The sequence below is a fragment of the Bacillus cereus group sp. BfR-BA-01441 genome (assembly GCF_022663075.1).
GTDB lineage: Bacteria > Bacillota > Bacilli > Bacillales > Bacillaceae_G > Bacillus_A > Bacillus_A cereus.
The window spans coordinates 146,628-159,338 of sequence record NZ_JAKUEU010000002.1; the positions used below are offsets into that span (position 1 = coordinate 146,628).

Below are 12,711 nucleotides of genomic sequence, written 5' to 3' on the forward strand. Positions count from 1 at the left end.
CTTTTTAATTTGGGAAACTAATATCATACTCCATTCGCTTCGCTGTGTCCTCCGCAACATGCACACCTAACAAGTTTTTCACAATATGAAATGCCATATTAATTCCAGCTGAAATTCCGGCAGATGTTATAATATGTCCTTCATCTATAAACTTTACATTTTCTATAACTTCAACATTTTGAAACTCATTTTTAAACTTTTCAATACTAGCCTAATGTGTTGTTGCTTTTAAACCTTCTAGTAAACCTGCTTTCGCCAGTAATAGCGCTCCTGTACAAACTGAAGTCATCAGCTTTACTTCTTTCATTTGTTGGCGAATCCATTTTATTACTATTTCATTTTTTATTTCATATTTTCTAGCACCTAGCCCGCCCGGAATTATTAAAATATCCACTGGTGGTAAATTTTCAATACTATAATCTGACTGTACTTTCAATCCATTCCTTGCTGTAATCATTTCCCCATTCTCGCTAACTGTATAAACAGTAAATGGTTTTTCTCCATTCACCTCAGTTACAGAAAAAACTTCAAATGGCCCTGCAAAGTCTAACACTTCTACTTCATTAAATAAAAATATACCAACACTCCATTTATTCATCATAAGTTCACTTCCTGTTTCAAATGATGTAAAAGGTGATCATATCCTTTTTCTAATGCAATATCATACGCTGTTTTCCCATCACTTTTCTTAATCATCTTATTAGCTCCATTTTTAAGGAGCAACATAATTATTTCCTCATTTCCTAATAATGCTGCTTCGTGGAGTCCTGTCCAGCCACCACTTTGCATAATATTTATATCTGATCCTTTTTCAATTAAGAAATCGACAAGTTCACTTTGCTTGTTCGCAATTGCCGCTTGCAAAGGCGTATTTTCATTTTCGTTTTTCGCTCTACTATGTATATCTGCACCACTTTCTAAAAGAAAACTCGCTATTTCTTTCTGTCCAAAATAAGCTGCTAAATGAAGTGGTGTCCATCCATCTTCACTACATTCGTTAACAATACTTGGACTCGCCTTTATAAACTTCACTACTTTTTCCTTATTACCACTTATAACAGCTTGTGCTATTGATTGTAAATGCTCCATAATAATCTCCCATCCTTCAAAATATTTAAGCATCTCCTTCTACATGTTCTATTCATTATTATATTTTCCTTTTAAAATCTTAAGTTTACATAATAATATTATATATCACTTTTTGTGCTTAATGCTGAATAGCAATACTGTTAAAAATACTGCCTTTAAACAATGAAGACCATGATTTCATTAGAGTGACTGAAAAAGCAAGCAAAAAACTATACACATAGTTTTCATCATATTTGTTCAGTTGCATGAACTAAAACAGGTAATGTTTATTCTGCTATTTATACTTTCAACATATCAAATAATATTATTCCAATAAAAAACAATCCATTTTAAAAATGGATTGTTTTTTTATTTCTGTTTTATGCGGTTTATTTTATTTTTGTATTTTCAATGATAGAATAATTATATTTACAAAAATGAAACGCTACTATCTTAGCCCCTCTTATAGTAAGTTTTTCGTTCGAAAACAAAAATACAATTTCACCTTACAATTGAAAAAACATATGTAAAAGTTTCTAAAACAGCTGCCTTATCATACTAATCTATAGCAATTCTGTCTTCTTCCCTTACCTGTTTCCTTTAACACATACGATTTTAAAACTAGCGCCGTTAATGCATCTGTTAATGTTTTATATGATAAATTTGATAATGCCAATAGATCGTTCGTATATAACATTCTATGCTTCTCTAATAATAATAGTACTAATCGTTCAGACGGTTTTAATGCCTCGTCACTTTCTAGTATAAAGTCTATATTTTTCATTTCTCTAATTACTACTCCTTATATAAAAAAATACTTTAGGTGCTAATTTAATATGAAAATAATACATAACAAAATTATAGATATATTAAAATAGTACCATCTAAAAACACTATTATACTATAACATAGAAGTAGTGTTTCCCCAAATAGGAAATGCTTTTTTATATCGCTGTAAGATTCTTGCAAATGTACATAATATTTTGTACCATTACCCGCCAAGTTTTCTTCTAATTTCGCTGCTCATCTCGATGTATTGGTAATCAATGAAGTTCTTCTAAATTTATAAACAAATAAAAAACGGTTCGTCTATCATGCCCTAAACATGAATGACAACCGTTTTCTAGTTTCTTCTTAATTAACATGCTCTATCTTAAATATTTCTTGCAATATGCGGCTTACTGTAATGACTTGTTCCACCGCCACCTACAACTACTTTACCGCCTTTTTCGAAAATTAATAATTTACTTGAACCATCTGCAAGAAGCACTATTACTTCAGCATTATTACTTGTTGCTATATAAATTACATAACCACTCTTTGATATACAAGTTTCCCAATTCGCATCAAATTCTGATCTTACTACACGATTTGAATACACTTGATTTTCAATTCTATCTTGTTCTACGTTTTCCAAATTTATTCTCCCCTCTTCCCTGCATAGTTATATATATTAAAATAGCACCATCTAAAATAGTGACCGATTTTAACATAAATAGTATATGTAATTAGTAGGAGAATGCTTGGACAATAGAAACGAAATAGACTTCGGGAATTTTACAATTGAAACTTCTCTTTAATCATTTCCGCTACTTCTTTTGCACTCAAATACGTGTTATTAATTTTTATATACTCTTCTTTTTCAATTTCACCATGAAGAGAGTTTAATCTATGCATTTTCATCGTTTCTTTCAAATTATTTTTAGACCACTCAATATCTCTTTTTTTCGGTTTATGTTCTAATCTATTCGGGCTTTTATTTCGTTCTAATCTTTCATCTAATTCCGCTTCCAGCTCTACAAAATACACTGTCCCACCTTTTGATTCAAAAATATTTTCTACATGATGTATATAATCCCAATCCTCTTGGAGGTCAAATGCCCATATATACGTAAAAATCATTCCAGATAAATCACTTTTAGATACTTCTTCAAATATTTCATTACGAAATAAACTTACTAGTCTTTTTGCTTCTTTCGTACTGTAATCAAAAATTGGACTTACTAAATCAATTGTCATGTGGTTATGAAAAAGTTTTAAACCAGTTAATGTTGCTAATTCTTGCCCCACTGTCATTTTCCCAACTGCTTGTGGGCCAAATATTAATATAAGTTTCATTTATTTCCCTCCAATCTTTCTCTATAAACCATTACATAAAATAAAAAATAAGACAGCCGATTTTAAAACGATTGCCTTATTTTTTATTCATAGTTTTAGTTCTATTCTTTTCGCACAGCTTCAAAAGTAATCATTTGATTTGCATTTGACGGTTCTTTTTCATAAACATATTCAGCAGAGCAAGTAATGTTTGAGAAACCTATACTTTCTAAAAGAAGTATAAACTCTTCTATTCCATACCAGCGCAGCGCAAAGCGTTGCAATTCTGTTTGTACTAACTGTCCTTTACTCCACTTTTCATATTTCAAATATGATACAGTAACTTGGTTCAGCCAATCTATTTCAATTGATTTATTTTCTAATGTGATTCCGTCTCCGCTTGGCAAAGAGAAAGTCGATGTATGAATTTCCCCAGTCTTCCATTTATGCGGGAGCATAATATCTACGATTAATCGTCCACCTGGATTAAGATGTTCATAAAAACATTTTAATGCATTTATAGAATCCAAACGATTTTCAATTAAACAAAAAGATCCAGTAGGAATGATAATTGCTTCATATTTATGCGGAAGTGAAAATTGTTGCAAGCTTCCTTCATATAAATTAGGATGTAAGCCTCTCTCTTTACAGCGCTTACGGCAAGAATCTAGCATTTCAGGTGAATAATCTATCCCATCCACTTTAAAACCAGCCTCTAGAAGCGGAATGATGACACGCCCTGAACCTACTGCGGCTTCGAGGATTCTTCCTCTACAATCTTTTAAACGTTCTTTGTAATACTCAATATCACCATTTAAAGAATAACCGACTGGTTTTGTGTAATCATACAGTTCCGTACAAAGTGTACTATAAAAACTAAACATTTATTTTCTCCTCCGTTTTTACGTACGGAAGATTTCAATTCAACTAATCTTCCTGTACCTCTAATTTTAATGAGATTTCGAAAGAGCTGACTATCATAATATATCACTCACTTTCCATAGAATATAATGATATTGTATTACATACCCTTCCAATTTGAAATATAAAAATTAAAAATTCAGACTACAAATTAAAGAGCTTACTTTAGTAAGCTCTTTAGAAAAAATATTTATTTCACAATCGGCAATGTCACTTCACTTAATTTCACTGTAAGTTTCGTGCCAGCTTTCGGTCTAATTGTATAATCATAATCACTTGCAATTAAAACAACTCCGATTTGATGCCCCACTTTAAATACATAATCATCTGGCTGCATATCCCATGTAAATGTATAATCTTTGCCCGCTTGAATCGCTGTTGAATTTTCTATACTCTTTACGTTTTGTGGATCCATCCAGCCTCTCGTTACGATTTCCGGCTTCGCTCCTCCATAGTCAACAAGTAACGCTGTTAAATTTGATACAGATCGATCAATATTTCCTGTAATTGAAATCTTTGGTGTACCACTTATACGCGTATCTTTTTGCAGTACAGGCATTGTATATACTAATCGATTTGCTACTTCTAATTCTGGATTTGCTACTAATTGGTTTGATTTTATTTGTGCATCATCTAAGAATGAGAAAACTTTATTAGCCGATCCCATACTTAGTGGCAAATTGACTGATTTATTGCTTAAATACATACGGATTTTTGAAGGTACAGCTGCTGGATCTGGCCAATTTTTTATCTTTTGCCACGTTTTATTTTCTCTTTGCACATCAACCATTGGTTCATCCATAATTCCATTTTCAATTCCGTACAACCAATAATCTAACCATTTATTTTGTGTTTGCTGCCAGTTATTACTTGATGTCCCACCATGACCACCTTGGTGTAGCCACATTTTACGCGGAACATTATTTTCTCCAAGTGCTTCCCACCATTGCGCGAACTGTTTCGTTTTAACATTCCAATCGTTTAAACCATGAACAACAAATACACTCGCTTTTACATTTTTAGCATCTTTTACATAGTTACGTTTATCCCAAAAATCATTATAATTACCTGTTTTTCGGTCTTGTCCAGCCGTTAACTCTTTTATAACTTGTCCGCAAACTTCAGGGTTTTCCCTTGTCAGTACTGCTTCTGCCATATTATCTGTATCTTCTCCTTGATACCCGCCTGGAGCAATGACTGCACCATTTGCACGATAATAATCATACCAACTACTAATTGCTGCGATTGGAATAATTGTTTTTAAACCTTCAACTCCAGTAGTCGCAACAGCATTTGGTAATGTACCATTATAGGAAACTCCAGTCATACCTACATTTCCTGTAGACCAATTTGCCTGAACTTCCTCACCCTGTTCTGTAAATGCTTTCGCGCGACCGTTTACCCAATCAATAACAGATTTTGTCCCGAGTATCTCTTGTTCATCTCCAGTTGTAGGGCATCCATCTGATTTTCCAGTACCGATACTTTCGCCTAGAATAACTGCATAACCTCTTGGCACGTAATAGTTCCCATACGAACCAAGATTAACCGCTCCATACGGTTTTCCTTCATACGCATACAATTCTTCATCTACATTATATACAGGAACATCTTTTAATCCAGATCGATATGGACTCATTTCATAAATAACAGGAACTTTCACATTCGGATCTGTCTTTGGACGCATAACTTTTATCGATACTCTGTCTTTCTTACCGTCTCGATCACTATCAACTTCTGTCTCTACATATAAATTTTCGATAATAGCTTCATCGAGAGAATAAATCGGTTTTGTCATCCCATTTTCTAATTCAATTTTCGTACTTTTAGTCTCTTCCTTCTTCTCTGCATGCACATCCATAGTAAAGCTAGGTATAATTGTTGCAGATAGCATTGCTGACAGTGTAATTGCCATTTTCTTTTTACTCAAAATGTTCCCTCCCCTTATTCGTTCTCTTTTACTATATAACAAAATAACTGAAAATTCAGTTTTATTTTATATAAAAGTTGAGAAACTCAAAGATTTCTTATTAAGTAAAATTTAATGCAGGTATGAAAGTATTTTCCCACTTCCTCCTTCTTTATAACGTGAAACTTTAATCAGCCCTCACCAATTGGGCGTTTACGATCAGCAGGGCCACTTCTTTGCTTTCGCTGAATTTTGAGGTGGGGTCTTACTGCCCTGCAAATAGCGGGATAAATAGAGAAAAAGACAACCGATATTTCTATCGCTTGCCTTACATTCCATTTATTATTTTTCTAGCTCTTTAAAGGTATCTTTCAAGTCTTTATCAGATACCTTTATATCTGCATTTTTAAGCAGTTCTCTAGTAACTTGTTGATGGAATTGAGGATCTTGTATACGTTGCTGTTCTAATTCTTTACGAATATTCTCTTTCTCTTCCTCATACGGTTTAAGCTCTTTTTTATCCGTTAGCTTAATAATATGATATCCGAAAGAAGATTTAACAGGTTCACTCAATTGACCAACTTCTAACTTATACGCAGCATCCTCAAATTCTTTCACCATCATACCAGGTCCAAATTCAGATAGTTCCCCACCTTTTTCTTTAGAACCTGGATCCTCTGAATATTGTTTAGCCAATGCCGCGAAATCTTCGCCACTATTTAATTTTTCTTTAATTTCTTTTGCTGTCTTTTCATCTTTTACTAAAATATGGCTAACTTGAAGCTTTGGCTTATAATAATCTTTAATATCTTTTTCCGTTACGGTTGCTTTAATAGCTTTTTCAAAAGCAAAAGTAAGCCTTAATTTCTCTTTCAACTGATCTTCATTTTTCACACCATTGGATTCCATATATGTATTAAAATTATCGCCCATCTTGTCTTTTAATTCTTTTAGTTGTTTCGTTACCTCTTCATCCGTAACTTTATATTTATCATGTAATACTTTTTCTACTACCATTTCAGATAAATTCTGTTTACCGTAGTTTTCTTTTAATTTTTTGTTAAAATCACTTTCTGAAATGCTTCCTGATTTTGTCGTTACAATATTATCTGATGAACCACATGCAGATAAAGATAACGTCATACCCATTAAAATGCTACCAATTACTAATTTCTTTCTTTTCAAATCTGAATACCTCACTTCATTAAATTCAAATATAACTATGTAAATATAACGTTTTCCTGTGAACTTCACGTGAATTTAATGAAAGTAGAACATTTGCTAATTCTCCATTTAATACATCAATTTCGAAAATTATGGTGATTCATCCTATATCGCTAATCTCTAAAGCTGCAAAAAGGACTAATATTTTCATTAGTCCTTTTTCACATTTATATAAAATTGAATTTCTCCATCTATAGAGGAAACTCCATATTCAAAACCATGCCTTTCTAAAATACTTTTCACTATCGCTAGTCCTAATCCTGTACCTGATTTTTCTTTACTACGAGAAGATTCTAGTACGTAAAAAGGCTCCCAAATTTTCTCGATATCCTTAATTTTATCCGTAGGAATGCCATTTTTTATTTGGAAATATATACTTTTATTTCTATCTTCTAATGTAATTATTATGTTTTGATTTGCTGTATATTTTATCGCATTAGAAATTAAATTTTGAAACACCATTCTCATTTTATTTAAATCTGCATAAACGATTGTATTGCCCGCATTACAATTTACTTGCAAGTTAATTTCTTTCGAATCCAGTTCAATCTGATGCTTATCTAATATACTCTGAACCAGTGGTTCAATGGGGAATTCTTCTTTTTGTAAAATATCTCTTTCTAGTTTAGAAAATCGTAATAGTTCTTCAATTAAGTTTGATATTTGATCTGTTTGTTTAATAATTGTATCTACATAAGTCCCATCATCTAATCCATCTTTAATCCCCATAGAGTATGCTTTTACTAATGCGATCGGTGTCTTTAATTCATGCGTTACATCACCCATAAATCGTTTTAAATGTTCATTACGATCAGTTAAGTCTTGATGTGCTTCATGTAGTTTTTCACTCATGATATTAATACTATTGGCCAACTCTCCTATTTCATCATTCGTTTTCACTTTCGTTCTTTTAAACTGCAAATGTGAAATATCCTGAGCCACATCACTTAACTCTTTCAGTGGTGTCGTTATTATTTTTGAAAGTATCCACACAAGTAAAATAATAAGAAGGAGCGAGAAACATAGGATATATAAGTAAAATGTATTTAACGTATTTATAATTTCATTTGAATTCGCAATGGAAGTCCCAATTAAAATTATCGTATCATCTTTCGCAATATATTTAGCAAAAAAACTCGCTTTTACCTTTCCTTGATCGTACAGTTTATTCGATTGCCCTTCCGTCTTCACTTTCATAACTTCGTCTTTCGTAATCCAAAGCTTATTTAACGTTACTTTCTTTTTCGTAAGTTGCATGCGTAACGCGTCGTTCATAGCATCTTCTGACTGATTAATTGGCGTATACGCAATTGTAACGTTATTTTCAATTTCAATTGTATGAATAACATCTTCTAAATCATTGACTGGCGCATTTTGTATTTGAGTTGTAAATTCATTTAAGTTTTCACGTGTTTTATAAATATTATATTTCGGCAGGAGAAAGTTAATTAATAATAAAGAAATTGTAAATATAAGAATAACGGTTAAAGAAATGCTGAGAAATAGCTTTTTCCCAAGTTTATTCACTTTGTTCCTCCAAACTATAACCCAGCCCACGATGCGTCTTAATAATATTTTCTCCAATTTTTTTACGCAGCCTTCTTACATGTGTATCAACCGTTCTCTCTTCTCCAAAATAGTCAAATCCCCATACAATGTCTAACAATTTTTTACGAGTTAAAATAGTTCCTTTATGATTTAAAAAGCATTTTATTAATTCGAGCTCTGTTTTTGTAATTTCTAACTCTATATCATTTTTATATACTTTATTTTTGGCAAAATTTATCTTTACATCTTGTACTTGAATAATATCATCATGCTGAATAAGTTTTTTCGCTCGCGTAATTAGTACTCCTGGATGAAATGGTTTTTTTACGTACTCATCTGCCCCACTTTGAAGCGCTGCTAATTCATCTTCACTTTCACTTTTCGCCGTAAGCATTAATACTTTTACGCTTGAATTCTTTTTTATTTCCTGACAGACAGTAATACCACTATGTTTCGGCATCATCCAATCCAAAATAGCTAAATCAATTTTTTCATCATAAAATATTTGAAGTGCTTCCTCTCCGTCTTTCGCTAATAATACTTCAAAGCCTTCTTTTTCAAAATAAGCTTTTAAAATCCTTAACATATCTTGTTCGTCATCTGCAATTAAAACTTTCATATTTTTTCCTCCATTGCTTTTAAACAAAAACCAATTGTATCATACAACATCTTTGTTACATGAATGTGACAGAAAAATATTTAAAGCTTTTGAGGGGATAGTAATGGTGAGGTGTTGTACTATGATAAAAAAAATCGGGGTCATTTCTCTTCTTCTATTTCTATTATCAACAAATGCGTTCGCAAATACAAATCAACAAATTGAAGTATTTGATTGTCAAAAAGAAATGGTCATTCAAAAGCAATCTTTAGATCCAGTAATCCAAAAAGAAGCAGTTCAATACGCTAAATCAATTACTGGTCCATTTAAAAACTTAAATGTCGTTCCAAAAGATGGCTATATGATAAAAATCCCTTTATCTAAGCCGGTTTCTATTACTAATCAATGGTTACACACTACAATAGACGAAATACTTATACTACTCCCACTAAAAGAAAAGCCTTATATTATGCTTTATGATGATGAAAATAATCCGCATTTTTATTATGTAAAAGGTAAACCAGGATTATTATTGAAACACATGAAGGTTAAGTTATAATGTAAGAAAGATCCCACAAATATGATTTGCGGGATCTTTCTTTATCAATTAACAATTTGATTTTCATTTAAAAAATGAATAACCTGTCTTTTATGATGGTTATCATGATCTACAAATTCTTTAATAATATATATAAGAGAATATGGCGTTCCGGTATGAGGACAATGTGATACTCCATTGGCCGTTAAAGGTTTCTTTAGATTTCCAGCAGATAGTAATCTAAGTTCTTTTACGAGTAACTCTCTTTTAGCTTTTGCTTCTTCAAGAAGTTTCATCTTAGATATACCGGATTTGGCATAACTAGATGCTAGTTTATTATATGTATCAAAATCAGGGAACTCCATTCCCTTCCCATCTCTCACTGATGATAATGTCTCACGTAATAGATAGTCATCCCAGTTCATAATATGAGATATTATTTCGCCAATAGTCCATTTCCCCTCTGATATTGGTGCCACCCACAATTCCTCTTTCATACCTTTCAATGTATTTATCCAAATTGAATATTCATTGAAATCATTAATAATTTTATTTTCTCCCATCATCCAATTCTCCATTCTAATATTAAATTCTTATAAATTATAACATCAATCTACATGAAACAGAACAAAAGTTCTACTGGAGAAGTAAACAATAATTCACTATATCCTTTTATATAAGTTCAAATAATGGCTCACTCCCATATATTTTGTCCCTTTCAGAAATCCACTCGAAGTATAAAATTTGTCACCCTGTACTGTATCTGTATTTAAAACAACAATATTAAAATGTTTTTTCGCATCGTTTATAATTCTCGCTAATAATAACCTCCCTAATCCTTTCCTTCGGTATTTTTTTGCAATATAAAATCTCCTTATCCTACCAATCTTATTGTTTATTGTATATGGATCCTCATTTAACCCTCCTATTCCAATTAACTTTTCCCCTTGAAAAATCCCATATAAGCATTCACCAGTTTTATTAAACGTGTTTATTTTATTTTCATATTCACTTATTAGTTTTATTAGGAAATAAAATCCTTCGTCTTTGCTTTCCTGAACAAGATAATCGTGTTCGTATATCATTAAATCTTCAATTTGTTGAATATGTATATCTTTCAAGTAAATCTCCCCTTACTATGAAAATACATAAAAATGCTCTAGAATTTTTGATTCTGAGCATTTTTATGATTGTTATCTTATTCAATTCGTAGTATGTGTATTCTTCACTTTAGATATAAATCGATAATATAGTTGTTTAATTCTTATTTAACTAAAGCATCTGTTTGTTTAAGTGTATACATTCACATTTATATTTTCTCTCAAATATACTATCAGTTTATATATTCCCCATTCTTCTCTAACAGGTTCAAGATAAATTGTAATTTGTTAATCAATATGTTTGTGTAACCACTGTTCAAATATTTTTAACTGTTCTTCAGTATGAAGGTAATGTTCACCCGTCTCCATAACTTCTAATTCACAACAATGTTTTTTTGTAAAATAGTTAATAGTTTCAAATTCGCACAGTTCATCCTTAGCTCCGTACATAATATATGTATCTGTATTCCATGTACTAATAGGATGCTCTTTTACATAGCATAAATAATCCCAATATAACTTTTGACCAATAGGTGTCTCTATAGTCATTTCTTTTTGTAAAAGCTCCGGTGTTACATTAAACCATTTCATCATATTTTCTATAATTCGTTCCATATTAACTACTGGTGATAAAAATAATGCCTTTTCTATCACATCATTTTGAAAAGCTAAAAGGCTAAAATATGCTCCCATACTACATGCAAACACGTTTATTTCTTTCCAATGTTCTTTTGCGTAGTTCATAATTATAGATAATTCATTAACACAAAACTGTACTTTACAAGGAGTGTTATCATTCTTTCTTTCTCCATGCTCAGGTAAATCAAAGCTTAATACTTGATAACCTTTTCGATCGGCTTCTTCAGCTAATATTTGAATAACTGCATCTTCCTTATTTGACATATTTCCATGTACTGCAATAAAAATTTTTTCACTCTTATCTCCCCACAAAACCGCAGGAATATTACTAATTTTAAAATTATTTTTAAGCATATTCCCCTCCATAAAATAAGACATATAGGACTCGAAAAAAATGCACACACTTTATTTATCTCTGTACAGCAGGCAGTATCCGCTTTAAATCTATTAAATCATCTATTACTATATCAGCCTGAGCAAGTTCATCTTCTTGCGCAAAATCAAAATTGCATCCAATTGCCAGTAAACCGTTGTCTTTCGCTGCATTTATATCAGATAGCCGGTCACCAACTACGGCTGCCTCTTTTATATCATATTTGTTCATAATACTTTTAACTAAGTCACCTTTATTTAGCGATTGTATTTGTTCGATACTAAACGTTTCAGTCACCCACTTGTCTAAAGCATAATAAGTTACGATTGCTCGTAAATATTCTTTCAAACCATTACTAGCAATGTAAATGGAACAATTATTTTCTTTTATATATGTAAATATTTCTTTTACATTTGGATATAAAGCGCCTTTTCCGCTTTTTATGTTTTCAATTAGTCTATCTAAAAAATATGCATCTGTTTGTTCTCTTATTTCAATAGAATGTTCCGGTAATAAAGCTTCCCAAACTTTCGGTAGCGGCACACCCATAATTTCACGGTATTTTTCAATCGGTGTTACCGTATCCCATAATTGAAGTGATCTTAAGTGATCAAAAGTATCATCTAACGATAATTCTAAAATTTTATCTGTTTGAAATAATGTTCCATCCATATCAAAAATTAATGCTTGTAACAT

Annotated in this window: 14 protein-coding genes and 1 pseudogene; 1 reads left to right on the top strand and 14 read right to left on the bottom strand. The window is 31.6% G+C overall.

The features are described 5' to 3' along the window. Positions 1-4: 4 nt before the first annotated feature. The 10 genes and pseudogenes from MR107_RS01880 to MR107_RS01925 form a co-directional block, all read right to left on the bottom strand. Positions 5-601 (bottom strand): annotated as a pseudogene (locus MR107_RS01880) (DJ-1/PfpI family protein). Next, entirely contained in the window at positions 598-1,089 is a 492-nt protein-coding gene (locus MR107_RS01885) for an ankyrin repeat domain-containing protein (RefSeq protein ID WP_002182823.1), read from the bottom strand. Before MR107_RS01885 ends, MR107_RS01880 begins: the two are co-directional and overlap by 4 nt. A gap of 532 nt (positions 1,090-1,621) precedes the next feature. After that, the gene (locus MR107_RS01890) at positions 1,622-1,852 is read right to left on the bottom strand and encodes a hypothetical protein (RefSeq protein WP_000789029.1); all 231 of its coding nucleotides are present in this window, start codon (positions 1,850-1,852) and stop codon (positions 1,622-1,624) included. 369 nt (positions 1,853-2,221) lie between these two features. Further along, positions 2,222-2,485: a hypothetical protein gene (locus MR107_RS01895; RefSeq protein WP_000432421.1), complete on the bottom strand. Its 264-nt coding sequence runs from the start codon at positions 2,483-2,485 to the stop codon at positions 2,222-2,224. A 140-nt stretch (positions 2,486-2,625) separates the two neighbouring features. Continuing rightward, positions 2,626-3,186, bottom strand: coding sequence for an AAA family ATPase (locus MR107_RS01900; RefSeq protein WP_000767066.1), 561 nt, complete (start codon positions 3,184-3,186; stop codon positions 2,626-2,628). Positions 3,187-3,287: 101 nt separating this feature from the next. Continuing rightward, positions 3,288-4,049: a class I SAM-dependent methyltransferase gene (locus tag MR107_RS01905; protein ID WP_000490913.1), complete on the bottom strand. Its 762-nt coding sequence runs from the start codon at positions 4,047-4,049 to the stop codon at positions 3,288-3,290. Positions 4,050-4,276: 227 nt separating this feature from the next. Then, on the bottom strand, positions 4,277-6,016 hold the full coding sequence (locus MR107_RS01910) for a Xaa-Pro dipeptidyl-peptidase (RefSeq protein WP_025687665.1): 1,740 nt from the start codon (positions 6,014-6,016) through the stop codon (positions 4,277-4,279). Positions 6,017-6,337: 321 nt separating this feature from the next. After that, a complete protein-coding gene (locus tag MR107_RS01915; protein WP_242292027.1) occupies positions 6,338-7,180 on the bottom strand; it encodes a peptidylprolyl isomerase PrsA in 843 nt (280 codons plus the stop codon). Between the two features lie 189 nt (positions 7,181-7,369). Next, the gene (locus tag MR107_RS01920; protein ID WP_086404902.1) at positions 7,370-8,746 is read right to left on the bottom strand and encodes a sensor histidine kinase; all 1,377 of its coding nucleotides are present in this window, start codon (positions 8,744-8,746) and stop codon (positions 7,370-7,372) included. After that, on the bottom strand, positions 8,739-9,386 hold the full coding sequence (locus tag MR107_RS01925; protein ID WP_000865979.1) for a response regulator transcription factor: 648 nt from the start codon (positions 9,384-9,386) through the stop codon (positions 8,739-8,741). Before MR107_RS01925 ends, MR107_RS01920 begins: the two co-directional genes overlap by 8 nt. Positions 9,387-9,507: 121 nt before the next feature. Here MR107_RS01925 and MR107_RS01930 point away from each other — a divergent pair, with 121 nt between their 5' ends. After that, positions 9,508-9,924: a hypothetical protein gene (locus MR107_RS01930; RefSeq protein WP_000591766.1), complete on the top strand. Its 417-nt coding sequence runs from the start codon at positions 9,508-9,510 to the stop codon at positions 9,922-9,924. Positions 9,925-9,968: 44 nt separating this feature from the next. Here MR107_RS01930 and MR107_RS01935 read toward each other — a convergent pair whose 3' ends face one another. The 4 genes from MR107_RS01935 to MR107_RS01950 form a co-directional block, all read right to left on the bottom strand. After that, complete coding sequence (locus MR107_RS01935) at positions 9,969-10,466, bottom strand: DinB family protein (RefSeq protein WP_000504410.1); 498 nt, start codon at positions 10,464-10,466, stop codon at positions 9,969-9,971. A gap of 99 nt (positions 10,467-10,565) precedes the next feature. Further along, a complete protein-coding gene (locus tag MR107_RS01940) occupies positions 10,566-11,024 on the bottom strand; it encodes a GNAT family N-acetyltransferase (RefSeq protein WP_000651656.1) in 459 nt (152 codons plus the stop codon). A gap of 267 nt (positions 11,025-11,291) precedes the next feature. Then, positions 11,292-11,996, bottom strand: a complete 705-nt coding sequence (locus MR107_RS01945; RefSeq protein WP_048656226.1) for an alpha/beta hydrolase — start codon at positions 11,994-11,996, stop codon at positions 11,292-11,294. A gap of 55 nt (positions 11,997-12,051) precedes the next feature. After that, complete coding sequence (locus MR107_RS01950) at positions 12,052-12,711, bottom strand: HAD hydrolase-like protein (RefSeq protein WP_000938422.1); 660 nt, start codon at positions 12,709-12,711, stop codon at positions 12,052-12,054.

Excerpts from the sequence above, each read along its gene's own strand:
- MR107_RS01885 (WP_002182823.1), bottom strand. The coding sequence starts at position 1,089 with ATGGAGCATTTACAATCAATAGCACAAGCTGTTATAAGTGGTAATAAG.
- MR107_RS01890 (WP_000789029.1), bottom strand. The coding sequence starts at position 1,852 with ATGAAAAATATAGACTTTATACTAGAAAGTGACGAGGCATTAAAACCG.
- MR107_RS01900 (WP_000767066.1), bottom strand. The coding sequence starts at position 3,186 with ATGAAACTTATATTAATATTTGGCCCACAAGCAGTTGGGAAAATGACA.
- MR107_RS01905 (WP_000490913.1), bottom strand. The coding sequence starts at position 4,049 with ATGTTTAGTTTTTATAGTACACTTTGTACGGAACTGTATGATTACACA.
- MR107_RS01925 (WP_000865979.1), bottom strand. The coding sequence starts at position 9,386 with ATGAAAGTTTTAATTGCAGATGACGAACAAGATATGTTAAGGATTTTA.
- MR107_RS01930 (WP_000591766.1), top strand. The coding sequence starts at position 9,508 with ATGATAAAAAAAATCGGGGTCATTTCTCTTCTTCTATTTCTATTATCA.
- MR107_RS01935 (WP_000504410.1), bottom strand. The coding sequence starts at position 10,466 with ATGGGAGAAAATAAAATTATTAATGATTTCAATGAATATTCAATTTGG.
- MR107_RS01945 (WP_048656226.1), bottom strand. The coding sequence starts at position 11,996 with ATGCTTAAAAATAATTTTAAAATTAGTAATATTCCTGCGGTTTTGTGG.
- MR107_RS01950 (WP_000938422.1), bottom strand. The coding sequence starts at position 12,711 with ATGTTACAAGCATTAATTTTTGATATGGATGGAACATTATTTCAAACA.